Annotated in this window: 21 protein-coding genes; 2 read left to right on the top strand and 19 right to left on the bottom strand. The window is 66.2% G+C overall.

Features of this window, described 5'->3' with window-relative positions; all coding sequences use genetic code 11:
• Positions 1-66: 66 nt before the first annotated feature.
• The 3 genes from AC099J_RS07780 to AC099J_RS07790 are packed head-to-tail and all read right to left on the bottom strand — an operon-like array spanning position 67 to position 3,234.
• Positions 67-1,719, bottom strand: a complete 1,653-nt coding sequence (locus AC099J_RS07780) for a DUF6351 family protein (protein WP_479614664.1) — start codon at positions 1,717-1,719, stop codon at positions 67-69.
• A 28-nt stretch (positions 1,720-1,747) separates the two neighbouring features.
• Complete coding sequence (locus AC099J_RS07785) at positions 1,748-2,731, bottom strand: Bug family tripartite tricarboxylate transporter substrate binding protein (protein WP_479614665.1); 984 nt, start codon at positions 2,729-2,731, stop codon at positions 1,748-1,750.
• Between the two features lie 29 nt (positions 2,732-2,760).
• A complete protein-coding gene (locus AC099J_RS07790; RefSeq protein ID WP_479614666.1) occupies positions 2,761-3,234 on the bottom strand; it encodes a DUF3237 domain-containing protein in 474 nt (157 codons plus the stop codon).
• A gap of 110 nt (positions 3,235-3,344) precedes the next feature.
• Here AC099J_RS07790 and AC099J_RS07795 point away from each other — a divergent pair, with 110 nt between their 5' ends.
• Positions 3,345-4,154: a helix-turn-helix transcriptional regulator gene (locus AC099J_RS07795; protein WP_479614667.1), complete on the top strand. Its 810-nt coding sequence runs from the start codon at positions 3,345-3,347 to the stop codon at positions 4,152-4,154.
• Positions 4,155-4,263: 109 nt separating this feature from the next.
• Here the strand turns inward: AC099J_RS07795 and AC099J_RS07800 are convergent, their stop codons facing one another.
• The 7 genes from AC099J_RS07800 to dtd all read right to left on the bottom strand — a co-directional run bounded on the left by AC099J_RS07800 (position 4,264) and on the right by dtd (position 12,879).
• Positions 4,264-4,515: a hypothetical protein gene (locus AC099J_RS07800; protein WP_479614668.1), complete on the bottom strand. Its 252-nt coding sequence runs from the start codon at positions 4,513-4,515 to the stop codon at positions 4,264-4,266.
• Positions 4,516-4,626: 111 nt separating this feature from the next.
• The gene (locus AC099J_RS07805) at positions 4,627-7,926 is read right to left on the bottom strand and encodes a type I restriction endonuclease subunit R (protein ID WP_479614669.1); all 3,300 of its coding nucleotides are present in this window, start codon (positions 7,924-7,926) and stop codon (positions 4,627-4,629) included.
• Between the two features lie 21 nt (positions 7,927-7,947).
• Positions 7,948-9,144, bottom strand: a complete 1,197-nt coding sequence (locus AC099J_RS07810; RefSeq protein ID WP_479614670.1) for a restriction endonuclease subunit S — start codon at positions 9,142-9,144, stop codon at positions 7,948-7,950.
• Complete coding sequence (locus tag AC099J_RS07815; protein WP_479614671.1) at positions 9,141-9,938, bottom strand: hypothetical protein; 798 nt, start codon at positions 9,936-9,938, stop codon at positions 9,141-9,143. Before AC099J_RS07815 ends, AC099J_RS07810 begins: the two co-directional genes overlap by 4 nt.
• On the bottom strand, positions 9,926-11,398 hold the full coding sequence (locus AC099J_RS07820) for a type I restriction-modification system subunit M (RefSeq protein WP_479614672.1): 1,473 nt from the start codon (positions 11,396-11,398) through the stop codon (positions 9,926-9,928). The genes AC099J_RS07815 and AC099J_RS07820 overlap by 13 nt, the downstream gene beginning before the upstream one ends.
• 130 nt (positions 11,399-11,528) lie before the next feature.
• Positions 11,529-12,425 (bottom strand): L-threonate dehydrogenase, encoded by an 897-nt coding sequence (ltnD, locus tag AC099J_RS07825; protein WP_479614673.1) that lies wholly within the window; start codon positions 12,423-12,425, stop codon positions 11,529-11,531.
• A 16-nt stretch (positions 12,426-12,441) separates the two neighbouring features.
• Positions 12,442-12,879, bottom strand: a complete 438-nt coding sequence (gene dtd, locus AC099J_RS07830) for a D-aminoacyl-tRNA deacylase (protein ID WP_479614674.1) — start codon at positions 12,877-12,879, stop codon at positions 12,442-12,444.
• A 243-nt stretch (positions 12,880-13,122) separates the two neighbouring features.
• Here dtd and AC099J_RS07835 point away from each other — a divergent pair, with 243 nt between their 5' ends.
• A complete protein-coding gene (locus AC099J_RS07835) occupies positions 13,123-13,908 on the top strand; it encodes a class II aldolase/adducin family protein (protein WP_479614675.1) in 786 nt (261 codons plus the stop codon).
• Between the two features lie 15 nt (positions 13,909-13,923).
• Here the strand turns inward: AC099J_RS07835 and AC099J_RS07840 are convergent, their stop codons facing one another.
• The 9 genes from AC099J_RS07840 to AC099J_RS07880 all read right to left on the bottom strand — a co-directional run bounded on the left by AC099J_RS07840 (position 13,924) and on the right by AC099J_RS07880 (position 24,204).
• Positions 13,924-14,424, bottom strand: coding sequence for a PIN domain-containing protein (locus AC099J_RS07840; protein ID WP_479614676.1), 501 nt, complete (start codon positions 14,422-14,424; stop codon positions 13,924-13,926).
• The gene (locus AC099J_RS07845) at positions 14,406-14,750 is read right to left on the bottom strand and encodes a UPF0175 family protein (protein ID WP_479614677.1); all 345 of its coding nucleotides are present in this window, start codon (positions 14,748-14,750) and stop codon (positions 14,406-14,408) included. The genes AC099J_RS07840 and AC099J_RS07845 overlap by 19 nt, the downstream gene beginning before the upstream one ends.
• A gap of 69 nt (positions 14,751-14,819) precedes the next feature.
• Positions 14,820-15,956, bottom strand: coding sequence for an ABC transporter substrate-binding protein (locus AC099J_RS07850; protein WP_479614678.1), 1,137 nt, complete (start codon positions 15,954-15,956; stop codon positions 14,820-14,822).
• Entirely contained in the window at positions 15,953-16,474 is a 522-nt protein-coding gene (locus AC099J_RS07855; RefSeq protein WP_479614679.1) for a universal stress protein, read from the bottom strand. Before AC099J_RS07855 ends, AC099J_RS07850 begins: the two co-directional genes overlap by 4 nt.
• A 9-nt stretch (positions 16,475-16,483) precedes the next feature.
• A complete protein-coding gene (locus AC099J_RS07860) occupies positions 16,484-17,800 on the bottom strand; it encodes a CitMHS family transporter (RefSeq protein WP_479614680.1) in 1,317 nt (438 codons plus the stop codon).
• A 24-nt stretch (positions 17,801-17,824) separates the two neighbouring features.
• On the bottom strand, positions 17,825-20,548 hold the full coding sequence (locus AC099J_RS07865) for a CoA-binding protein (protein ID WP_479614681.1): 2,724 nt from the start codon (positions 20,546-20,548) through the stop codon (positions 17,825-17,827).
• Between the two features lie 13 nt (positions 20,549-20,561).
• On the bottom strand, positions 20,562-21,875 hold the full coding sequence (locus AC099J_RS07870) for an ATP citrate lyase citrate-binding domain-containing protein (protein WP_479614682.1): 1,314 nt from the start codon (positions 21,873-21,875) through the stop codon (positions 20,562-20,564).
• Between the two features lie 252 nt (positions 21,876-22,127).
• Positions 22,128-23,027 (bottom strand): SGNH/GDSL hydrolase family protein, encoded by a 900-nt coding sequence (locus AC099J_RS07875; protein WP_479614683.1) that lies wholly within the window; start codon positions 23,025-23,027, stop codon positions 22,128-22,130.
• A 379-nt stretch (positions 23,028-23,406) separates the two neighbouring features.
• Entirely contained in the window at positions 23,407-24,204 is a 798-nt protein-coding gene (locus tag AC099J_RS07880) for an Npun_F0296 family exosortase-dependent surface protein (RefSeq protein WP_479614684.1), read from the bottom strand.
• Between the last annotated feature and the right edge of the window lie 204 nt (positions 24,205-24,408).

Here is a 24,408-nt window from a genome sequence, read left to right on the forward strand (position 1 = left end):
GCAAAAATGAGCGGCACGGCCAGACCACCGGCGCAGCTGGGGATGCACCGCAGCCGCGCCCCGCGATCAGCTCTCGCTGCAGCTGAAATTCGCCGCATCCTCGATGCTCCCCGTGCCCTTGTACTTGGCGAATTTGGGGTACGCGCACAGCGGCCGCGTGCGGTTGGGGTAGTAGGCGTTGGTCGCCGTCGCCCGTGCCGCAATCGTGTCGGGCGCGATGCCCTTCTCGACCCAGTCCACCATGGCCTGCAGCGAATCGTACGTGTCCGTCGCCGGGCCGCCCGAGCAGTGCGCCATGCCGGGCACCAGGAAGTTGCGCGCGAAGCTCTGCGTGGCCGCAATGCCGCCGTTGTTGGCGGCCAGCCGCTCGTAGTAGTCCACCGTGTCGGTCGCCGAGAAGATCGGGTCGGCCATGCCGTGGATGAACAAGAGCTTGCCGCCGCGCGCCTTGAAGGCCGCAAGCGTCGTGTCGCGATACGTGTCGTAGACGGCCGAGAACGCCTCCATGCGCGCCGGGTCGGTGTCGAAGTTGAAGGCCAGCGCGTCGAAGGCCGGCTCGGGCGGCGTGAAGAACTCGTTGCGCAGCGCGTCCAGCATCAGCACGTTGTAGCGCGAGTTGGGCACGGCGGTGGTCGAGGTGCCCAGCGTCCAGGCGCGCCAGCCGGCGTCGCGGATGCCCGGGTCCCACGGCTGGCCAGCGTAGAGCTGCTGGCCGCCCGAGTTTTTCGGGCCGCCGAACACGTCCTTCAGCGCGCCGACTTGGGCTGCGGTGATGCAGCTGTCGGTCTTGGCGCCTGTGCATTGCAGCACCACGGGGTCGAACGTGCAGGCCTTGGTGTTCGCCACCAGCCCGTCCACCGCGCCGTCGGCGGCGTCGCAGGCGTTGGCGATGGCGCCGGCCACCAGGTTCAGATCGCCATTGCTCAAAGCCTGCGACAGGATGCGGTTGCCGCTGCCGTCCTGCGGCGCGATGTCGGTGAACTTCTTGTTGTTCCACATCGCCGCCACGGTGGCGCCGCTGGACACGCGCATGGCCGGCGCGCCCGCCGTGATGCCGTCGAAGTAACTGGGAAAGCGCTGCGAGAACATCATGCCCTGGCGCCCGCCGCCCGAGCAGCCCGAGAAGTACGAGTACGCCGGGGCGCGGCCGTAGCGCTGGCGGATCAACTCCTTCGCGCTGGTCGCGGTCTTGTCGTGCGATGCATACGCGTGGTCGATGCGGGCCTGCGGATCCAGGCCAAAGCTGGCGCTGGTGCCGCTGTGGCCGGCGTCGGTGCTGACCACCGCATAGCCCTGGCCCAGCGGCGAGGGCGTGCCCACCGAGATGCTGGAGGACAGCGAGGTGTCGCGCAGCGTGCCGTCGTTGCCGCCACCGCCCAGGTACAGGAAGCGGCCGTTCCAGTTGTCCGGCATGCTGAGCTGAAAGCCCGTGGCGTACGGCTTGCCGTCGACACCGGTGCGCGCGCCGATGGCGCCGGTCACCACACAGTGGCCGGGCAAAAACTCACCGGTCGTCTGCGTGCCGGGGCGCTTGGTGCCATCGGCCACGTAGGCCGTGGTCAACGTGGTGGCGGCCAGGCCGGCGCTGGTGGCCAGTTCGGCGCAGCGGGCCTGCGAGGCCTGGGCGCCGAGCTGGATCCATTCGTCGCTGCTGCCGCAGCCGGCAAGCAGGGCCAGCGCGACGGCGGACAAGGGTGTGGCCAGGGTGATGCGGTGCATGGGGTTGTCTCCTCCGGGGTGTTGTCGTTCAGTCTGCTTTGAAGCCGGTCGCGGCAACGGCCTTGCCCCAGGTCACCGTGTCGGCGGCGATGGTGTTGGCAAAGTCCTGCTGGCTGGTGCCGGTCACGCGGAAGCCCGCGTCTTCCATCTTCTTCTGGCCGTCCGGCGAGCGCATGGCGCGCACGATGTCGGCGTTCAGCTTGGCAATGACCTCTGGCGGTGTCTTGGCCGGCGCGACGATGCCGAACCACGAGTTGAATTCCAGCGTGTTGTAGCCCTGCTCCTTGAACGTCGGCACCTCGGGCAGCGCGGCCGTGCGCTGGCCGCCGGTGCTGGCCAGCGCGACCAGCTTGCCCGATTTGACGTTCGGCGCGGCCAGGCCGACGCTGGCGAACACGCCCGACACGTCGCCGCCGAAGATGCCGGTCATGGCGTCGCCGGTACTCTTGTAGTGCACCGGCTCGGGCTTGACGTTGATGGCCTCGCCGAACATGTAGGCGCCGAAGTGACCCGGCGTGCCGGCGCCGAACGTGGCCATGAACAAGCCCTTTTGCTGGCGCGTCCAGTCCACGAATTCCTTGACGTTCTTGGCCGGCACCTTCGCGGGGTTCACCAGCAGCACGAAGTCGGCGGTCACGACCTGCGAGACGGGGATGAAATCCTTCGCCGGGTCGTAGGGCAGCTTGTTGTAGCTGCTGGGTGCGATGCTGAGCTGGCCGGTCTCGCCGAGCATCAGCGTGTAGCCGTCGGGCGTGGCGCGGGCGGCTTCTGACGCGGCGATCAGGCCGGCGGCGCCGGGCTTGTTGTCCACGATCACGGCCTGGTTGCCCCAGCCTTCTGAGAGCTTTTGCGCCAGCAGACGGGCCACGATGTCCGGGCCGGTGCCGGCCGGGAAGCCGACGATGATGCGCACCGGCTTGTTGGGGTAGGCGGGCGTCTGGGCCTGGGCGGCCAGGGGCAGGGTCAGGACGAAGGATGCAAGCACGGCGGCGTGGCGGCGGTTCAGGTTCATGGTGGGTCTCCGATGCAGGTGGGGAAAAGTCAGGCCAGTTCAAAAAAGCGCATCACGACCTTGTCGGGATGCCGCGCGCCGCTGCCGACGAACAGGCGCTCGTTGATCCAGCCGAGCGCAGGCGAGGCGGTCTCGAAGCGCGGCAGGCAGCGAAAGTAGATCTGGGACGGGTCCACCGGCTCGCCGCGGGCGATGCGTTCCATCTGCTCGGGCGCACCGCAGCGGATGGCGTGGTTCTGCACGTAGATCAGGTCGCCGCCATCGGTCTCGACGACATAGCGCGCGTCCAGTTCGGCGTAGCCCGGGTTCACGATCAGCTGGAAGTCGGCGCCGCCGGGCAGCACGCGGGCCGACCAGCCGTCGCCCCGCACCTGGCCGCCGACGATGGGGATCACACGGCGCGTGCCGCGCACGGCGGCGCCGACCTGCTGGGGCGTGCCGACCTCGACCGACAGGTCGGCGAAGAAGCGCAGCAGGGGAGGGGCGAGCGGGGTGACTTCCATGACAATCGGTTCCGAAGTAAGAGCCAACGGAGCGTAATGCGCCGGCAAGGGGTCGCTGTCATCCCAAAGGTTGACGGGCGTACCCTGAGCCCAGGGCTGAGGAGACACGCATGAGGAAATGGGCACCAGCCGCATGGCGGCACGATACCGGGGCAAGGGCAGCCGTGGCACCGGCCGAGGCCATGGGCCGCATGATCGCCAGCCTGGGTGAGCAGGGTTTCGAATCCAGCCTGTTGGAGCAGTTGCAGCCGGTGTTGCCGGCCGCCTCATGGTCGGTCTACCGGGTCGGCCCGCACTGCGCGCCCACGCTGTTCATGTCCGCCAGCCGTGGCATCCCGGACACCACGCGTGCCTGCTGGGGCGCGTACCTGGACGGCCCCTACCGGGAAGACGCGACGCTGCGCTTTGACACCGCCACGGCACGCAGCAGCACGCAGCTGTGCCACATCACCGCGCAGGAGGTGGCCAGCGAGCACCGGGTGCGCGTGTACGACGCCCACGGCATGGCCGAGCGTGTCTCGGTGGTGCGCCATGCCGACGACGACAGCCTGTTTGCCGTCAACTTCTACCGCCACGCGCACCAGCGCGCACTGACGGACGCGCAGATCGCCTGGTTCGAACAGATGGCGCCGGCCTTGCTGGCGCTGGCGCAAAAGCATGTGGCGCTCTGTGGCGGCGCTGCAGTGGTGGAGCGCTCACCCGCAGCGCTGCGCGAGCGGCTGCTGCAACGTTGCGCCGAGTTGACCGCGCGCGAGCTGGATGTGTGCACGCGCCTGCTGCGCGGCATGACGCAGGACGGCATTGCCGCCGACCTGCAGCTGTCGCTGCCGACCGTGAAGACCTACCGCAACCGTGCGTTCACGCGGCTGGGCATCCACTTTCGGAACGAGCTGTTTGCGCTGGTGATGCCGGGCGGGTGAGGACTGCGGGCGGGGGCGCCCGGGCGTTCAGGCGCACGAACGGTGCGCCGGGGTGCCCGGCATGGCCGCTGGGGCTGCCTGCGTTGCGGCCCGTCAGCGGTGGGGCTGGTCAGCCCCGTGCGGCGTATTCGTGGCGGTCGGCTGGGGCGTACAGCTCTTGGGCGAACATCGGGTCCGACGCCAGCAGCTTGTCGGCCTTGGCGCGCACGCGGTCGGCTTGCTCCAGGGCGGTCAACGGGCGGGCTGCCACGGTGGTGCGCATGGCGGACCACAGGGTGTGTGCGCCGTCCAACCCGCTCTTCAGCAGGGCGCCGATGGGGTTGGCGATGGACGTAGCGGTGTGGGTCAGGATGATCGACATGGCAGCTTCCGGGCAGTTATGTTGCAGTGCAGTATAGGGTTAGCCCTAGTTTTGCGCTGAGCAGTACTGTCGCATGCCCTGCCTATGGTCGGGATTGCGTCCGCGCCCGCTTTAGTGGAGCCCGGCAGCATTCATTTGCTGCTGCACGTACTGATAGACGACACCGGCCCGTGCCTCGATGTCCTCATTAGAAAACAGCTCGGGCATGCCCTCCAGCAGACGGTCGATGATCGCGGCCTTCATCTGGGCTTGCACGGAAGCCCGCTCGCTCAGATCTCCCCATTCACGCAGTCGGTGCTCAACCGTCGCTGTCAGTTCTTGCGCGACCTTTTTCAACCTGGTGATGTCAGCCTTGGTGATGTCGGCCTTGTCCTTGGACAGCAGGTCGAACACCGCGAGCTCTTTCTCGCTGTGGAAGCCTTCGCGCAAATAGCGCTTCGCTTCATGGTCCAGTGCGTCATGCAGCTTGATCAGTTCATCGAAGACACGTTGGATCTCGGCGTCGTCCTTGTCGTGGTTGTATTCCGCAATGATGTCCAGATAGCGCTGGTACAGGTCGACGCGCCCGGGGTTGAGCTTCAGCATCAATTCCAGCCGGGAATCGATCCGCTCTTGCAAGGTCAGCACCGCCGTCTCCCGGTACGGCGACTTGGCGAACTCGGCTCGCAATCGCTCGAAGTCGATGCCGGACAAGTCGTACTGCCTGGAGGGTGCCCGTGCGCCGCCCTTGGGCGCCACGTCCAGTGACGTGTCGATGACGCCACGAATCTCTTGCATGATCGCCGTGATATCCACCCGGGGCTTGGGTTGCTGCAGCAGGTTGTAGAGCGCGGTGATCGCGTTCTCCTGCGGCTCGTACTGGAACACGCCAGGATGCGGGAACAGACCGCGAAACCGGTCGAACACGTCTTCTGCTAAGACCTGGAAAGCCTTCTTGTCCTCAGGCGATCGGCTCACGGCATTGCGCGCCGTCAACAGCTCCGACCAAGTCTCTTCGCCTTCCTCCGCTCGCACCAGCGCCCCCAAGTCGTAGCCGAGCTGCATGAGATGGGTCTGCAGCGAGTCGATGGACGATGCGTAGTCGGCCAGTGCCTGTACCTCGTCGACCAGCGGGTCTACCGCCATGTTCTTGTCGCTCTGCCCATAGGTGGCCAGCGCCTTGCGCAGGCTTTTCAGCATGCCGTTGTAGTCCACCACGAGCCCGTTCGGTTTGTTGGGCGCCACGCGGTTGACACGGGCAATCGCTTGCATCAGCGTGTGCCCCTTCATCGGTTTGTCCAGGTACAGCGTAGCCAGCGACTTCACATCGAATCCGGTCAGCCACATCGCGCAGACCACCGCCACGCGGAACGGGTTCCTTCCGTCCTTGAAGCACTCATCCAGGCTCTTGCCACCGATGCCATCGGCCATCACCTGGCGCAGCGGGCGCACGTCGATGCCCTCGGCCGCGAAATCCTTGACCTCGTTCTGCTCGGGGCTGAACACCGGGTGGATCTGCGTGTCGGCCATCCAGGCAATCTGTGCGCGCAGCCGGGCCACCGACGGTGGCTCCGGTTTGCCCGACCGAGCGAACGCCGCCTCCTCCTGCTGCAACTTGACTTGCAGAGCGAGCCGCTTGGCGCTCCACCGCGTCTTGATGCGTTCGGCCATCTTGGCGCAGGTGAGTTTGTCGATGCAGACCAGAAGTGCCTTGGCGTTGCCTCCGTAGCGGATGGGCTGGCCAGCTGGGGTCGGCGCTTCCATCAACCGCCAACGCTGGTGATAGTGCTCGACGAAATCGGTGGCCACATCGTTCAAGTGCGTGTCTGACGTGAACACCGGATAGTCACGAGCCAATTCGCGGTACAGCTTTGCCTCCTGGTCCTCGGTCAGCTCGCCACCCGCTCTGGCAGCGTCAATGTGGTCCTCGATCCTCTGGTTCAGCGTGGAGTCCACCAGCCGCAGCTTGTCGCCACGGTTCTCGTAGTGCAGGGGCAAGGTCGCGCCGTCCGCTACCGCGCGCTGGAAGTCATACACCGACACATACGAGCCAAACACCTTTTCGGTCTCGTGCCGCTCCTTGCCGTCGATCAGCGGCGTGCCGGTGAATGCCATGAACGTCGCCGAGCGCAAGGCCATGCGCATCTGCGTCGCCAGCCGGCCGTACTGCGTGCGGTGAGCTTCGTCCGACAAGACGATGATGTCGCGGCGCGTGGTCCACGGGTCGGTGACGCGCTTGCGGAACTTATGGATCAGGCTGAAAACGTAGCGACGGTCCTGGTCGCGCAGCAAGCGCTCCAGGCCGTCCGCCCCCGTCGCCTTGTCCCCCTTATGGGTCGAGACGCCGCAGCCCACGAAGGTGGTGTAAATCTGATCATCCAGCTCCTTGCGGTCCGTCAGGAGCACGAAGGTATAGCTGGCCGACACCCTGCGGTGCACCTTCTGGCAGAAAAACACCATGGAATAGCTCTTGCCGCTGCCCTGCGTGTGCCAGAACACGCCCAGTTTGCCCGCCAGCACCTCGGCGTCGCCCGACTGCAGCTTGGCCAGCGCCCGGTTCACGCCGATGACCTGGTGGTTCCGGGCCACCACTTTCACCGTCACATCCTCGCTGTTGTCGAAGAGGATGAAGTTCTCCACGATGTCCAGCAGCGCGCCCTTGGCGCACATGCCGCGCAGCAAGATCGGCAGCAACGGCTGCAGCGGGTGCTCGTTGTGCTTGGGTGCGGGGTCCAGGTCATCCTCGCGCAGGCGCTTCCAGCGGTAGAAGTGGTCCCAGCTGCTGGTGATGGAGCCGAAGCGCGCGTCCAGCCCGTTCGACACGACGACCAGCGCGTTGTAGTGGAACAGGTGCGGGATTGTGTCCTTGTAGTCGCTGTAGTTGTCGTCGAAGGCGGCCTTCAAGCCCTTGTCGTGGCGCTTGAGTTCGATGAAGACCAGTGGCAGACCGTTGACGAAGCCCACCAGGTCGCAGCGACGCCGGAATGGGCCGCTTTGCACCCACAGTTCGCGCACCAACAGGAAGTCGTTGTTTCCATGGTTGGTGAAGTCGATCACGGTGACGTGCACGTCATCTGCCGACTGGCCGGCGGGCGACGTCACGGTGATGCCATCGCGCAGCTGCTTCCACTTGTTCTGGTTGTGCTGCAGCAGGCTTTTGCTGGGGTCGGCGTCCAGCAGTTGGTCGCGTGCCACGCCCAGCTTGGCGCGGCCTTCGGGCGTGGCCGCCAGCTTGGGGTTGAGCCTCGTCAGCGCGGCGTCCAGATCCCGCGTCAGCACCACATCGCTGGCATCGCGGCGTCCCAGCAACGAGGCCGGGCCGAAAGTCTCGGCGTTGAAGGCATAGAGCGAGCGCCAACCCAACACATCCTCGAACAGCCGGGCGGCGGGTTCCTGGATGTTGCGGTCTTCCGAGTAGTCGGCGCGGGGCATGCTGTTTGTCTTTCTTGTGGGTCAGACGGCGAGTTCGCCGGACATGAGCTTGGGGAGCAGGGCGTCGCGGGCTTCCTGCAGGTGCGTGTTCTGGCGCGTTAACTTGTTTTGCAGCTCGAGCATGGGAAGACATCTCTCATCGAAGCTCTGCAGAACCTCCGCACTTGGGAGCAATAGCGGCGCTTCCTCAAAATCCTTGGCGCTGACCGCAGGGTAGGCCGCGCCGGTAGCTCGGCTGGTCAGATATGCGACGAACGCATCGGAGGTAGTTGCCACACTGAGGTAAGAGAACGGCACGCCAATCGCGGTGAGAACCGCAAATCCTGTCGAAACCACCACATCGTTGTCTGGCTCCCACAGCAGCGCAAAAGAGCGTCGATTGGGGCGGACGCACGACCAGATAACGTCTCCATGTTGCACGAGGCGTCGAGCACGACTAGGCGCATCGACAAAGCGCAGTCTGGTTGTACCTAAGACGATGCCTGTCTCCACGGCCGCGATATCGATGTACTGGATGTGCTCGGGCGGGTTCTTTGCGCTGACGTTGGCTTTGTTGACCTTGACCAACTCGGCCATCGGACAATTTCTCCAGCCGACCGGCAGCCCGGACGAGGATTTGACGACAAGATCGGGATAGCGAAAATCCACGAACCACTCGCGGTACAGCAGCCGCGCCGATTCCTCCAGCAGAGCGATGCGGCGGCGGTTGGCTTCGATCAAGGAATCGAAGTTCCGCACTTGCTCGGACACGTGTAGCTGCGTGTCCATATCCGGAACGCGGATGGAGAACGACTGGAGCCGTTCCAACTCGAGCTTCTTCGTGCCATGCGCCGCCTCTGTGGCGAGATCACGTATTGCCGATTCGTTGGCGCGCAGGGCACAGAACAGGAAGTAGGCGTCAACGCCAGCTTTTGGAGTCAAGGCCTTCAAGTCCTGGTTAAAGGCCATCTGCCTGGTGGCATAGGAAACCCGAAACTCGGTCGCGAGCGACATACCCCTGACCACGGCAAAGATCGTTCCAGCGGGCACCAGTCGGCTCCCCGCGATTGCGCCCGCCTCGGTGATGTGCAGGGATGTGTTTGAAAGCAACTTCTCTGACATCTCGCCCGAGCTGACCCAGGGAATATCGCCGCCCCAATAGTCGGGTCTGCCCTTGTTGGGGGTTCCACCCGATTTGAAGGATGCGCAATCTGCCAGCGTCCGTTTTTGCCAGTTCATTCGAGCAAGCCCGTGATCGTCTCTTGAATCTTGCTCGCCAAGGTTGTGGAGAGCTCGTTCAGTTCCGCAAGCTCACTGTGTATTTCACGCATCCGATTGACAAACGCCTCGCCGTCGTGGTCGTCCTGAGCTCCGATAGATGCCCCCACATACCGCCCCGGTGTCAGCGAGTAGTCGTTGTCCTTGATCTCTCCCCTGCTCACGATCCTGCACAAGCCGGGTACATCCACGTAGTGGCCCTCGGAAAACCGGCCCAGCAGCCAGTGGCCCTGGGCGACGAAATAGCTGGTGCGCTTGAACACCTCCACGCCAAGGTCCCGCACGGTCGGTCGCTCACGCTTTTTGGCATCGCGTGGCAGCAAAGCCTGCTTCGCCGCGCGTGTCGCGTCGCCATCGAATGCTGGCCATTGGCGGGCACGCAGGGTCTTCTCTGCTTGCTCCAGCAGCCGCAACCAGGCTTTGTGGCGGGCTTCCAGGGCGGTAAGTCCTGCCTTCAAGGCGGGTTGCAGGGCATCGGCCAAACGTTGCACCTCCTTGCGCTGCTGGAATGTGCTGCGCGCCGTCTGCGTGGCCACTTGGTCCAGCAGCTTGCCGGCTTCCCGCTGCGCGGCATCCAAAGCCGGCAGCCACAGGTCGGGCTGCGCGTCCAGCGTCTGCAGGTCGGCGCGGTAGGCATGAAGCGCGTCGTCCGTGATGCCGTGGTCCTCACCCAGCTTGGCGCGCACGGCGGCAACGGCCGCTTCGTCCGCCGTGGTCTTGGCAAAGCCGCGCAACGCCGTGGTCAGCGCGCGCATGTGGTGGGCGTCATCAGCCAGCCGGGCCGCCAGCTGTGCGAGTTGCTGCGCTGCCTGCGTCTGGTAGTGGGCCAGCAGCGCGACGAATCGGTCGTTCTCGCCGCGGTACAGCCAGGTGATGGCGGTGATGTTGGCAAGTTGCTCGTCGGTGAAGACATGCGAGCGCGCCGACACCACGGTGTAGACGTTGCGCGCATCGATCTTAGCACGGTGTCCAGCAGCTCGTCGGGCTTGCCCTTGTCGTAGAACCACAGCGCGCACGGCAGGCTGCGGGTGTAGAAGAACTTGGGGCCGATGGAGACCATGACGTCCACGTGGCCAGTCTCCACCAGCTTCTGGCGAATCTCCTTGTCTTTGTTGCCGGCATCGGAGGCGCTGGACGCCATGACGAACCCGGCGCGGCCTTCGTCGTTCAGGTAGCTGTAGAAGTACTGCAGCCACAGGCTGTTGGCGTTGGAGATGGTCTCGCCGTCGCCGTTGTTCTTACCCTTGGTTTTGGTGGCCACGCCGGGCAGGCCGAATGGCAAGCGCCCGGTTTGCTGGTCACCGACCTGATGCTTGATCTTGGCGGCCTGCACGCCGTCCACATTGAAGGGCGGGTTGGCCATCACAAAGTCGCAGCCGTTCACCAACTGATGGTGGTCTTCGTAGAAGGTGTTGCCGATGCGGATGTTGCCTTCCAGCCCATGCACGGCCAGGTTCATGCGGGCCAGCTTGCTGTTCAGATCGGCCTTCTCTTGCCCGTAGAAGGTGATGTCCACCTCATTGGCGCTCTTGTGCCGCACGTCTTCGATGAAGTGGCCGGTCTGCACGAACATGCCCGCCGAGCCGCAGGCCGGGTCGAGCACCACGCCGTGGTCAGGCTCGATCACGTTGACGATCAGCCGCACCAGGCTGGGCGGCGTGAAGAACTCGCCGCCCTCTTGCGCGCCGCTCTGCGCGAACTGGTTCAGAAAGTATTCGTAGATGCGGCCGAACACGTCGCCCGTGGCGGTCTGCAACGCGGGGCGGTTGAAGATCTTCAACAGCTCGGCCAGCAGGTCTTGCTCCAGGCCCAGGTAGTCCTTGGGCAGCGCGCCCTCCAGCAGCTTCTGGCCCTTCTGGTCGGTCACCGAATCCTCGATGGCAACCATGGCGTCGCGCAGGGCCTCGCCTACATGGGTGCCGGCCGGCAGCGCCGCGAGGTGGTCGTAGCGTGCCGTCTCGGGCAGATAGATGGCGGCCTTGCCTTGAAAGCCGAGCTTGATGCGGTCTTCACGCAGCGTGCCGGTGGCGCGGGCGGGAACGGCTTTGACAACCTCGGGCAGCAGTGCGTGGAAGCGCGTGGTCGCGTGGCGCAGAAAGATCAAGCCCAGCACGGGCATCGAATACTCGCTGGCGGTCAGCTTGGAGTTGGCGCGGAGCTGGTCGGCGGCTTCCCATAGGTCGTCCTCCAGCAGCTTCAGTTCTTGGTAGTCCATCAATCCATTCGACAAGGTTCACATGGCGGCCATCGCAGCGTGCGCTGGCCAGTGGGGCGACGATCTGTGTCGTTGTGCCGCCCGGCTCGATAGTGTCGCGGGATCCGAAGAGGCGGCGATGCGTCGGCGCTCAGCTGCCAGCCTCTGGCAGGGTGATCCCTGGAAAGATCTTGATCACCGCGCTGTCGTCTTCCCCCGCATACCCGGCCGTCGAGGCCTGCATGAACATCTGGTGCGCCGTGGCCGCCAGCGGCAGCGGGAACTTGGTGGCGCGGGCCGTATCCAGCACCAGGCCCAGGTCTTTCACGAAGATGTCTACCGCCGACAACGGCGTGTAGTCGCCCGCCAGCACGTGGGCCATGCGGTTCTCGAACATCCAGCTGTTGCCGGCGCTGTGCGTGATGACCTCGTACAAGGCAGCCGCGTCCACGCCTTCGCGCAGGCCCAGCGCCATGGCCTCGGCTGCGGCGGCAATGTGCACGCCGGCCAGCAGCTGGTTGATGATCTTGACCTTGCTGCCCGCGCCCGCCTTGTCGTCCAGGCGGTAGACCTTGCCGGCCATGTCGTCCAGCACGGCGCCGGCCTTGGCGTAGGCGGCGGGCGTGCCGGCCGTCATCATCGTCATCTCGCCACTGGCGGCCTTGGCAGCGCCGCCGGAGATGGGGGCGTCCAGGTACAACAGGCCCAGCTCGGCCAGGCGCGATTCCATGCGCACGGACCAATTCGGGTCCACCGTCGAGCACATGATGAACACGCTGCCGGGCCGCATCGCCGCAGCGGCGCCGTGCTCGCCGAACAGCACTGCCTCGGTCTGCTGTGCGTTGACGACGACAGACACCACGATCTCGCAGCCCGCAGCCACTTCGGCCGGGTGCGCGCAGGCCGTGCCGCCCGCCTGCGCGAACGCGGCGGCCGACCCGGCCCGCGCATCGCACACGCGCAGCGCATGGCCCCGCGTGCGCAGGGTTGCCGCAATGCCGGCGCCCATCGCGCCCAGGCCGATCACCCCCACCGTCGTTGTCGTCATGTCTGCACTCCTTGGTTCAGCTTTGCATCGGGATGGTGACCGGGCCGTCGTTGACCAGGTGCACCTGCATGTCGGCGGCGAAGCGGCCGGTGGCCACCACCGGATGGGCCGCACGCGCACGCGCCACGAAGTGATCGTAGAGCCGCCGGCCCTCGTCCGGCGCCGCAGCGCCGGAAAATCCCGGGCGGTTGCCGCTGCTGGTGTCGGCCGCCAGCGTGAACTGGCTGACCAGCAGCAGGCCACCGGCCACGTCCTGCACGCTCAGATTCATCTTGCCGGCGGCGTCGCTGAAGATGCCCAGCTTGAGCAGCTTGAGCAGCAGCTTGTCGGCCTGGACTTCGCCGTCGCCGCGTTCGGCGCAGACCAGCACCAGCAGGCCGGGACCGATGGCGCCGATGACCTCACCGTCGACCTCGACGCGGGCTTCGCGTACCCGTTGCAGCAGCAGCTTCATCGCCGTGGGCCGTGGGTGGGCACCAACCCTCTTGCCACTGGCGCCGGCGAGGGGCCGCGGCCACTGTGGATCGCACAAGAGGCAGGGCGGGTGGCCGCAAGTCGGTGGCAGATCGCCTCGCGCGTTCGGGCCATGGACATACGAGACAGCCTTTTCGAAACAACAGTTGGACAATGCCGGCGAACCACCTGCCAGAGCCGGCGACGGCGGCACTTTACGTCAACCTTCACCCAACGAGGATCTATGACAGGCACTGCTCCGAGAACCCACGCCCATCTGCGCGCAGTCGCGACCGATGACGGCATCCGGCAAGCGCGCGTGCACCTCGCGGCCGCCAACCGGCTCGCGGTACACGATGGCCTGGAGGAAGGCATCGACAACCACTTCACGATGGTCGTGCCGGGCACCACCGACCGCTTTTTGGTGCTGCCCTTCGGACTGCACTGGTCCGAGGCCAGGGCGAGCGACCTGATCGTGTTCAACGAAGCGGGCGAGGTTCTGGAGGGAAGCGGCAGCGTCGAGCTCAGTGCGCTGAGCATCCACGCCCCGCTGCACAGGATCACCGGCGCCAAGGTGGTGCTGCATACCCACCAGACCTGGGCGCTGGCGCTGAACATGCTGCAGGACAACCGGCTCCTGCCCGGCAGCCAGACCGCAGCGTTTTTCACGAAGAACATCGCCTACGACGACGGCTACACCGGCCTGGCGGCAGGCCTCAGCGAAGGCGAGCGCCTGGCAGGCGTCATCGGTGACAAGCATGTGCTGTTCATGAAGAACCACGGTGTCGTGGCCGTGGGCGATTCCGTCGCCCAGGCTTATCGCCGGCTTTACCGGCTCGAGCGGGTCTGCAAGGCGCAGATGCTGGCGATGGCGACCGGCAGGCCGTTGTCGCTGCTGTCGGACGATCTCGTCGCCAAGGTGGACACGCCGAACCCGCACGACAGCCATTCGCGTGCCGAGCGCGAGGCCCTGTATTTCGCCGCCATGATGCGGGTGCTGGACCGGCAGATGCCCGGCTACGCGGACTGAAGCGGGCGGTGGGTCTCAGGTCTCGCCCACCTCGCGCAGCACCTGCTGAATGATCGCCGCGCTGATGCGAAAGTCCGTCGCGTGCAGGCGGGCAAAGCGAGGCTTTGCCGCGTCGATGAGTCCACGCCTTTTCGCAAGGCCGATCAAAGCGGCAGTGCCCGCCACGCGGACCCCCAACTCGTTCGCCACGGCCCGGCCGGCGCGCTCGTCCATCAGCACCAGCGCGTGGTCCCGTCCAACCGCCAAGGCGATGTGCAGGCACTCGGTTTGGCCTGCATCCAGATCGGGCACATCCACCGCCGGGGTGGCAATCGCCTTCTTCCAAGGGCGCAGCAGCTTGCGTCGCAAGGCAGCGGTGATCTCTGCTTTTCCACGTGCGCCGACCCCCGGCAGCACCTCCTGCTGAACCGCTGGCGGCACCCACACTTCGCCGAACAGCGCAGGCAGCCAGGCCAGCCCGTCGACGATGGCCAGCCCGATCAGCGGGCTGGCGTCCGTCAGGACGATGCGAGCCATTCGTCCAGCGTCTGCAGATCCCGGGCGACATCGCCCGCGTCATGGTCCACCACGGAGATGCCCAGCCGCGACACATGGGCAATGAACGTCGCTAGCGGCATCTGCGCCATGCGAGCGCTGCGCGCCAGCGACAACCCGCCATCGCGAAACAAGGCCGTGGCCAGCGCGGCCCGCGCACCCGGCTCGGACAGCAGCTTGCCCGATTGCAGGCCGATCATCACGGCATCGGGCTGGTCACGGTTCATGACCACGACCATCTCGTCCCGCGCTGTGCGCAAGGCTTCGCTGGGGTTGTTCTTCAAACCGGAAACATTGACGACCTGCATGAAAATGCCCTTTCGACATGGGAATGTCTAATGGGAAGATTTTAGGGGAATCAGTGCCCAGCCCGACGGCTACCGCCCCGCTGGCCCGTCTGTCGCCTGCTTCCACTGGTGGATGAAGTCGCGGTAGTTCTGGTTGTTCAGGTACCCGATCAGCGCAGGCCCCACCGCGATGGCGCGCAGGCTGCTGCCCAGCGTCTGCGTGAGGCCCGCAGCCGTCGCGGGGCCACTCACATCGGCGCGCACCGCGTACAGGCCGGACTGGTTGGCGATCACCGACTGGCCGCGCCGCGACAGCAGGTAGTCCACCCACAAGCGCGCGGCATTCGGGTGCGCGGCCCGTCTGTTGATGAGCAGCAGGCGCGACATCACCAGCGTGTAGTCGCTTGGGAACACATAGCCGATGCCGGCATCCGCGCGCGCTGCCGTCACGGCGTAGGAGCCCAGCACGTTATAGGCCAGGGTCACCCTGCCCGATGCCACCTGCTGCAGCATGCCCCCGGTGGTTGCGGCATAGCGCGTGCCGGCCTTGCCCAGGCCGCTGGCGATGTCCCAGAACGTCTGCGCAACTGCCACGTCCTGCGTCGCCAGGAAGAAGCCCAGGCCGGATTTCTCGATGTCGTAGGTGATCACCTTGCCCCTGAAACGCGCGGGGTCGGCGTGCAGCAGCCGGGCCAGATCGGCATGCGTGCGCGGTACTTCGGCCGCAGGCAGCTGGGCCTTGTTGTAGGCAATGGCCACGGGCTCGAAGGTGGTGGCCCAGGCCTGGTCCTTCCACTTCGCCCAGTCCGGCAGGCCGGCGCTCTCGGGCGACGCGTAAGTGGCGGCATAGCCGTTGCTGACCAGGCTGGCCTGCAGGTCCATGGCCGAGCTCCAGACCACATCGGCCGAGCCACCGCCCAGCTGGGTCTCGGCCACGAAGCGGTGGTGCAGCTCGGTGCTGGTGAGGTCTTCGTATTCGACGTTGATGCGCGGGTACATCGCCTTGAAGTCGGCCAGCAGCGGCCGGGCCACGGCGGTATCCGTGGTGGCGTAGAGCACCAGCCGGCCTTCGTCCTCGGCGGCCCGCACCATCGCGGCGTAGGCGGCCGGGTATGCCGCAGGCGCTTGGCCGCGCGGCGCATAGCCCATCAGTTCGTCGGCATCCTGCGACCAGGCCGGCGCGGCGAGCCCGGCCAGCGCCCAGGCCAGCGCCGAGCGGCGCTTCATGGCGCCTCCGGCGCATCGGCCGGCACGGCCACGTCGCGGCCCACCGGCACCAGCAGCAGCGGCACGCGGATCTTGCGCGTCACCTCCTGCACCACCGAGCCGAACAGCAGGCCCATCAGCACGCCTTCGCCGTGCGAGCCCATGAGCACGAGGTCGACCGCGTGGTTGTGCACTTCGTCCAGGATCAGCTGGGCCACATCGTCGCCCTCCTTCACGTCGATCCTGGCGAGTGCCTGCTGGGGCGCCTCGCCGGGCCGCAGTGCGTAGAAGGCCGCCAGCTGCGCCTCGATGTGCCGCTGCACGCCCAGCGCGCGCGCATCGTGGTACTGGTCCAGCGCCGCCTGCGGCACATGGCGGTCGGCCTCGACCAGCGATTTTTCGCGCTGCTCGGGGATCACGCTCAGCACCTGCAGCGTGGCGCCCAGGCGGTTGGCCAGGTCGACGGCGTAGGCCAGCACGGTCTCGCAGTCCTCGCACAGGTCGGCGGCGTACAGCACGGATCGGATGGGGTGGCGCATGGTGATCTCCTAGCCTGGCAGGCTGGCCGTGATGGGGACGACGCCGAGCACGATGCAGGCCACCAGCATGACGACCGCCGCCGACATGGCCCACAGCAGCGTGTAGCGCTGGTGGTCGCCGAACTCCACGCCGGCCAGCCCCACCAGCAGGTAGGTGGAGGCGACCAGCGGGCTCAGCAAGTGCACCTGCTGGCCGATCAGCGAGGCGCGCCCGATCTCGGCGGGGCTGAAGCCATAGACCGCTGCGGCCTTGGCCAGGATCGGCAGGATGCCGAAGTAGAACGCGTCGTTGGAGATGAAGAACGTGAACGGCACGCTCAGCACCGCCGTCACGATGGCCATGTAGGGCCCCAGCCACTGCGGCACGCCGCTGATCACGCTGGCGGCGATGGCGTCCACCATCTTGGTGCCCGACAACACGCCGACGAAGATGCCCGCCGCGAAGATCAGCGAGACCACCGGCAGGATGTTGGCCGCGTGCTCTGCGATGCGCTCCTTTTGCTGCTGCAGGCCGGGGTAGTTGATCATCAGCGCCAGCGCCGAGGCCACCATGAACAGCACCTGCAAGGGCACGGTGCCCAGCACCAGCAGCACCATCAGCGCCGCCGTCATCGCGAAGTTGACCCACAGCAGCCGGGGCCGCTTCAGGCCGCCGTCGGCCTCGCCGGCCGCCGGGTCCAGGGTGTCCGGCAGGGCCGACAGCGCCACGCTGCCCCCCAGCCGGCGGCTCTCGCGCCGCCCCAGGATGAAGGCCACGAACACGCCCCAGGCACCGGTCACCACCATCGGCAGGATCATCGGCACGAACAGCTGGCCCATGTCCAGCCCCAGCGCACTGCCGACGCGGGCGGTCGGCCCGCCCCAGGGCAGCACGTTCATGAGCCCGCCTGCCATCATGATCACGCAGGCCAGCACCAGCCGGCTGAGGCCCAGCCGCTTGTACAGCGGCAGCATGGCCGCGCAGGTGATCATGTAGGTGGTGGAACCGTCGCCATCCAGCGAGACGAACACGGCCAGCACGTAGGTGCCGACCACGATCTTCGTCGGGTTGTTGCCCACCACCTTCAGCACGCCGCGCACCACGGGGTCGAACAGGCCGGCGTCGATCATCACGCCGAAGTACAGGATGGCGAACATCAGCATGACGCCGGTGGGCGCCAGCTTCTTGATGCCGTCCAGCATCATCGGCCCGAGTTCCAGGCCGAAGCCTGCGAGCACGCCGAACACGATGGGTACCAGGATCAGCGCGATCATCGCGGACAGCCGCTTGGTCATGATCAGCGCCATGAAGACGATGATCATCAGATAGGCCAGAACGGTCAGCATGGGGTGTGTCTCCGATTCCCATGCTCAGGCCACGAACTTGCACACCGACGCCACGGTGCGCGTGTCCATGTTGCGCCCGCGGTTCAGATGGTCGTCCACCTCGGCCGCACAGCCCAGCATGCGCGGGTACAGGAAGATCGTGAACGCGGCCGTCTCCAGCTCACGTTCGCCGATCTCGCCGGCCTGCAGCGGCTTCCACAGCATCTTGAGCAGCAGCGCGGCGATCACCGCGTCGATGTTCACGCAGTAGACGTTGCGCGAGACGCCGGCATCGAACAGCTGGCGCACCAGCGCACGGTAGAACTGGTGGAACACGTTGCTCTCGCCGCGCTCGTCGAACAGCTTGGCGATGAACACCTCGCGCGGGTCGTGGTTGACCGGCTTGTCCTTGAACACGGGGTGGTTCACGCCCGGCAGCTTGGCGATGTCCAGGCTGCCCAGCGTCTTCTTCTGCGTCTTGTACTGCGCGTACTGCGTGACCGCCTTGGCGGCGATCGCCTGCAGGTCGATGCCGTGGTCCCTGGCGCTCGGGTCTTTCAAGCCGCTGTCCTTGAACTGCTCGACCAGGTAGGCGATGCCCTCGTAGCCGTTGCCGCCGTGCGCGTAGCCGGTGTGCGTGAGAAAACCGATCAGCGCCTTGTTGAGCTGCACACGCTCGGGCTGCTCTGGCCCGTCGGCCGAGACCGCGCCCTTGGCGCCCTGGGCCGAGATCGCGCCCGGGCCGTTGGTCAGCAACAGGCCCACCAGCGTCTGGAATGCGAACAGGTCGTCGGCCCCCGGCGTGTGGCCCAGCAGCGCGGCGAACGCCGTCTCGCCCAGGCTCAGCTCACCCAGCAACCGCGCCTGTGTGATGCCGCAGAAATATCCCGGCTCATGCCGCGCCGCGTCGGCCGAGGCGCCGATCAACGTGCCGAACAGCTGCAGCCACCACGGGAAGCTCTCGGCCGTGGCGCGCGAGATGCGCTTGCGCGACAGCGGGCCCCAGGCCAGCGTGGCCGAGATGGCGGCCAGCACGGCCGCCTCGGTCGGATGGCCCGGCTGGGCCGCGAGCCAGCGCAGGAAGACTGAGCGGCCACCCCGTGCTGCCACCCCGTCGAGCAGCGCCTGCGCGCGCGCATCGGGCGTGGCCGTGGTCAGGCCGGCGTGGCTGCCGGCGTCCACCAGCGACATGTCGAAGCTGTCGCTCAGCGAGGCGCCGAACTCCATGCCCAGCCCCGCCGCGTGGAAGCGCTCGATCATGAACTTGAGCGCATCGCGCGCCGCCTGCTGCCGCTTGGGGCCGACGATGGCCGCAGCCGCCGCCAGCACCGCATTGGGCGCGTTGCCGGCCTCGCGGCTGGCCTGGGCTGCCGCCAGCTCGGGCCGGCCGTGCAGGTTGATGTAGGCAGCAATCGCTGGGGCGATCAGCTTGCGGTCGTTCTCGCCACCGGCATCGTGCAGCAGCGCCAGCGCCACGTTCGATTCGAGCGAGAAGGTGGCAGCCGTCAGCATGCTGGTGCCGTGCAGGCTGCTGACCTGGGTCTTGGCATCCATCTGCGAGGCGCCCGAAGCATCCTTCATGGTCTGGCGCGGCACCACGCCGCCGATCTGCGTGTTGAGCAGCGCGACCTGCTCGTTGTAGGGCGCCAGCGCTTCGACGACCGGCAGGCGCAGGGTCTCCGGCAGATCCAGCCCTTCGTCCGAGCCGAACCAGGGCTTGAGCGCCAGGTTGCCTTCGGCCGGGAAGTCCGGCAGCGTGGCGTTGGCACGCATCACCGCGCTCAAGGCCGCCGGGATGTGGGCGATGTTGGTCACCACCGCGCCCTTGGCCGAGCAGACCGGGTTCTCGGGCGTGAACAGCTCGGTCACGCCGAACTTCTGCATGAACCAGCGCTCCTTGGCCTGCGCGTCGTCATGGCCACCGGCCATGGCGCCGGCATGGCCCACGGCGCGCGTGAGCATGCTCTTCCAGCGGCCGACCACGCAGGCCACCACGGGCTTGGTGAAAGTGGCGTCGTGCTCGTAGTAGCCACCGGGCTCGCAATACAGCACGGCCGCCTTGCTGCGCGCGTCGTTGGCCAGCGCGAACGCGAACTCGGGCGCGGCGTAGTGGATGTAGACATCCTTGCCGCTGCTGATGACGGTGGTCGTGCCCCAGCCGCCCATGCGCAGGTATTGCGCAATCGTGGTGGAGAAGCCGCCCGAGTTGGAGAAGATCGCGATCGAGCCCGGCCGCAGCGAATCGCTGGGCTTGTCGCCACCTAGCGCGCCGCCGATGCGCACCTGGTTCCACGAATCGGCCACGCCCAGGCCGTTGGCGCCGAAGATGTCGATGCCGTGCTGCTGGCCCATGGCGCGGATCTCGCGCGCGTCGTGCACCGAGATCTTCTCGGTGATGATGAAGATCTTGCGCAGCTCGGGGTTCACGCGGATCAGCTCGGCCACGCCGTCGCGTGCCGCCGAGGGCGGCAGGTAGACCACGCCGCAGTTGAAGCGGTGGCCGGCGGCCAGCGCGTCGCGCACGTTGTTGTAGACCGGGATGTTGCCGATCGACGTCTCCAGCACGGCGCCGCCCTTGCCGGGGGCCGTGCCACAGACCACGTTGCCGCCCGAATACACGTGGCTGACGGGCGTGACCTCGCTGGACTCGCCGCCCAGGATGTTGAGCACGCAGACGCGGTCGTCGCGCGAGGCGACCTGGGTCAGCGAGCTGATGCCGACGTGGTACTTGAAGCCGCCCACGCTGTGGCGTTGGAAGGTAGTTTGCATGGCGTGTGTCTCCTCAGGCGTTGGCGGTGGCAGCAGCGGCGGGGGCGGCGGCAGGGGCTGCGATGCCGAGCCGTTCAGCGACCTGCGCCCGGCCCCCATCGCGCATCCACAGGTCGATCTTCTTGGCGAACTGGATCACCTCGCTCATGTCCGAGTCGAAGCCGAACAGCCGGTACGGCAGGCCCAGCGCATCACATGTGTCGCGCAGCGCGCCCATGCCGCGCACGAGGTTCGGGCCGCCCCGGCCCAGCACCACGTAGAGCGGGGTGGGCCCGTGCGCGCTGAAGTGCTCGCGCAGCGCATCGGCCATGGCGCGCAGGGTCTCGAAGATGTCGGTGTTGTTGCTCTTGCCGCCGATGATGAACAGCACGTTCGATTGGCGGAGCCAGTGCTTGAAGCAGATGCGCGCCACCTCCTTCATCTTCTCGTAGGGCGGGTTGCCGCCGAAGTCCGAGCTGATGATGGCCGCGTCGCCCAGCATCTCGGTCACCAGCGAATTGGCACCGCCGCCGAAGGTGGGCGCCAGCACCGTGCCCTTGTCGTTGATCACATACACATCGCTTTGGCCCTGGTGCGTGCGCAGGGTGTTGATCTCTTGCTCGAAGGGCGAGTAGTCGGCGGCGAACAGGTGCGGCGGCAGTTTGAGGCGCAGCCAGCGCGGGTCGTCCCGGTCGAAGCCGCACTTGAAGTCGCAGGCCACGGGCGTGAGCCGGCCCTTCTTGTCCTGGCGCATGCGGATCGGGTTCAGCTCCAGCGTGGTCATGCCGAAGTTGTGGAACAGCTCCCACAGCTTGGGCAGTTGCTGCACCAGCGGCGAGATGATCTCTTTGGGCGCGCCGATCTCGGTCAGCGCGTTGGCCACGACGAAGGCCTTCAGCCCGGTGAGCGGGTCGAACGGCACCATCGCCACCTGGGTCTTGTCCAGCTCCTCGATGTCCATGCCGCCCATGTGCGTGAGCGTCATGGTCGGCGCGCGGAACTGGGTGGAATCGCTGATCGAGAAATAGATCTCGTGCTCGGCGGGCACGCCGGCCTCGAACGTCACGCCGTTGGCCTTGGCCTTCACATGGCCGACCTGGTGCTCGGCGAAGTACAGCCGTTCCTTCTCGGCCAATGCGGTCTGCAGATCCTTGGCGCGGCCCAGCAGGCCGGCCTTGCCCTTCTTGCCGATGCCACCCTTGAACACAGGCTTGATGAAGATGAGGCCGTGCTTGTCCAGCATGGCCTTGATCTCTTCTTCACTGGCGGCCGGGCCCAGCACCTCGGTGGTGGGAAAGCCGGCGAATTCGAGCAGGCGGGCGCCGTGCAACATTCCGGTGATCTGCATGTCGTTGTCTCCTGGGGTTGACGCAATGGGGATGCGGTCAATGTAGGAAACAGCGGCTTTCGGCCACCTTTCATTGCGGGGGGAATCGGCTTGGGGGTTGTCCTAGGGTCGGACGAAAGGTGAATGAAAGGCGGGGGCTGGGCGCATGCCGGTGCGCCGCTGCGACAGGGCGCACCCGCCGGGTGTACGAGGCGCGTTGCACGCCCCGCAGAACAGGAGCGTCGCGCGATAGGCGACGCCCGGATCGGTGCGTTAGTGCTGCTGGATCAAGGCCGAATGCATCGCGGTGCCGATCAGGCCGTGAATTTGCGTGGTGGGGTGCAGCACATCCCAGAACAGGAAGGGCGGCAGGAAGGCCGACATATCCACGTCGAGACACATCCTGGGGTTCTGGAACAGGCAGCCGGCCAGTTCCTTGCCCGGCGCGAGGAATTCCAGTGCCGGGATGTCGATCGACACCTGCCCACTCGCGACCAGACTGGCACCCAGACTGAACACATCGACGCTGACAATGCGCAGGCTGGGGATCTCCCTCGCCAGGGCGGTCAGAGCCGAGGCCAGCAAAGCGTTGTGCGCTGTGGTCAGCTCAGTGAAAGCACTGCCGGCGCCCTGGATTCGGACGAATGGCGCCAGACCCATGTCCGGAAGGTTGGGGATCAAGAAGCTTCTCGCCCCGAGAGCATGCAGCTGCCGGACCGACTGCACGATGTTGCCAACCACCACGTAAGGGTCGCTGGTCAAACGTTGCAGGTAGTCATTGGAGCCACTCCACACGACGTACAAGGCATTGGTGGGCGCTTTGCGGCCGCCCAGGCCGGTGTTGAACAGCTGCACCTGCCCCAGCAATCCGGGGACCGTGAAACCCAGCGGGGTGGGCGTGCTCAGACCGGTTGCAGAACCGCCAAAGGCGTAGCTGATGCCGCCCTTGGCAGCCAGAGGTTGCGTCGTCAGAGACGGGGCCACCTCAGAGCCAGCCTTGCGCTGCATCAGATCCCAGAGGTATTCCACGGCCACCGGGCCGTTGGTGAACCGCCCCTTCCAGTAGGTCGCGTGCGGCGTGACCGATGGCGGAATCGCCGGAACAAAGCCCTGGGCACTGGTGGCAACGAAGTCATTCCCGGTGTCGGACAAGCTGTCGCCGAACACATACATGGTCTTGTAGTTGGCCTGGCCGGCCCAGGCGGCGGTGCCGACGCACAGAGACGCGAAGAACAAGAAGCTGCATAACAGCCTGTGGAGACGTAGGAGCATGGGTACTTTCAAAAAATGAGGTGGACGGTGCGGTGCCAAAGAAAAGTAAGCGGCCCGACGTGTGGGCAAGCTCCGGTCGTGGAGATCCCCGCGACGCCGGGTGACGGCGGCGCGAGAGGCGCGACTGAACGGCATGTTTGGAGGTCTGCGTCCACCAACGCGTAGGCGAATGCACGCGTCGGACGTAGGCGTAGAGCAAATCCCCTACGGCGGTGCGAGCCTTTGCAGGGACGGCGCCCCACGCCCTCGGGGATGAGCGGTCGGTGACGACCGTGGAGGATCAGCGGCGGCCCACGCGACGGCGCGTGGCGCCGACGACTGCGAGCAGACCCAGCCCCAGCAGGGCCAGCGAGGTTGGCTCCGGCACGGGCCGCACGCCGACGCCCACCGCCAGGTTGTCGACCTCGACCGCCACGCCCCAGGTGGTCAGGCGCAGGCTCTGGAAAGTCTCGCCGTTGTCCAGGAGCAGGTTGACGTATTGGTTGGTGCCTTCGGCGGTCTGGTCGCCCGACGCGCAGGCAGGGGCGCACATATCGATGATCTCCTGGCCGTACACGACGTCGACTAGCGCGCCCCCTTCGTCGAAAAACTCGATCATGTTGTAGGCATCGATCGAGCCGTAGTAGAGGCCGAAGTAGTTCAGGAAGGCGCCGCCGGCCAGCGTGCTGACCAGGCCGGCGTAGTCGATCGTCACGGACGCCAGAACCTGGCCCGGCGAGACGGTGCCGGGCAGGGGCACGGTGGAGATGTCCGGCAGGCTGCCGATGCCCTGGCCGATGGGCGCCGGGCCAAATGCATAGCAGGTGCTGTCACCCAGCGGTGGTGCAGCGATCTGGCCCAACGCACCTTTGCGGATGCCGTAGCTGCCGCCGCTGATGGTGGCGCCGGTTTGCGTCAGGCCGCAGCTGCCGTCCGCGCGGTCCAGCGTTTCGACGAAGACATTGGAGGCGCCGAGGAAGGGAGTCGTCTTGCCAGACAGCGCATCGGGCGTGAAGTCGAACGTGATGGTGGCAGATTGAGCCGGCACAGACAGCAGGCTGCAGGTGGCCAGAATCGAGCTGAGCAAAATCTTTTGCATGGGATAAAACTCCGAGGGTGATGCTTACGTATCGCAACATTGGTGCCAATGTGTCGGATGCATTTCGAATCAAGGGCTTACGAGCCGAAACGTAAATCCCTTAAAAATCATGCGTCAAATGCGCTGACACCCCTCTTTTTTTGACTGCGCGCAGGCCGACAAAGGGTGTAGGTATTGGCTGACATGAGAACGCGTGTTGCACTG

The sequence above is a fragment of the Rhodoferax sp. RT4P68 genome, assembly GCF_056521305.1.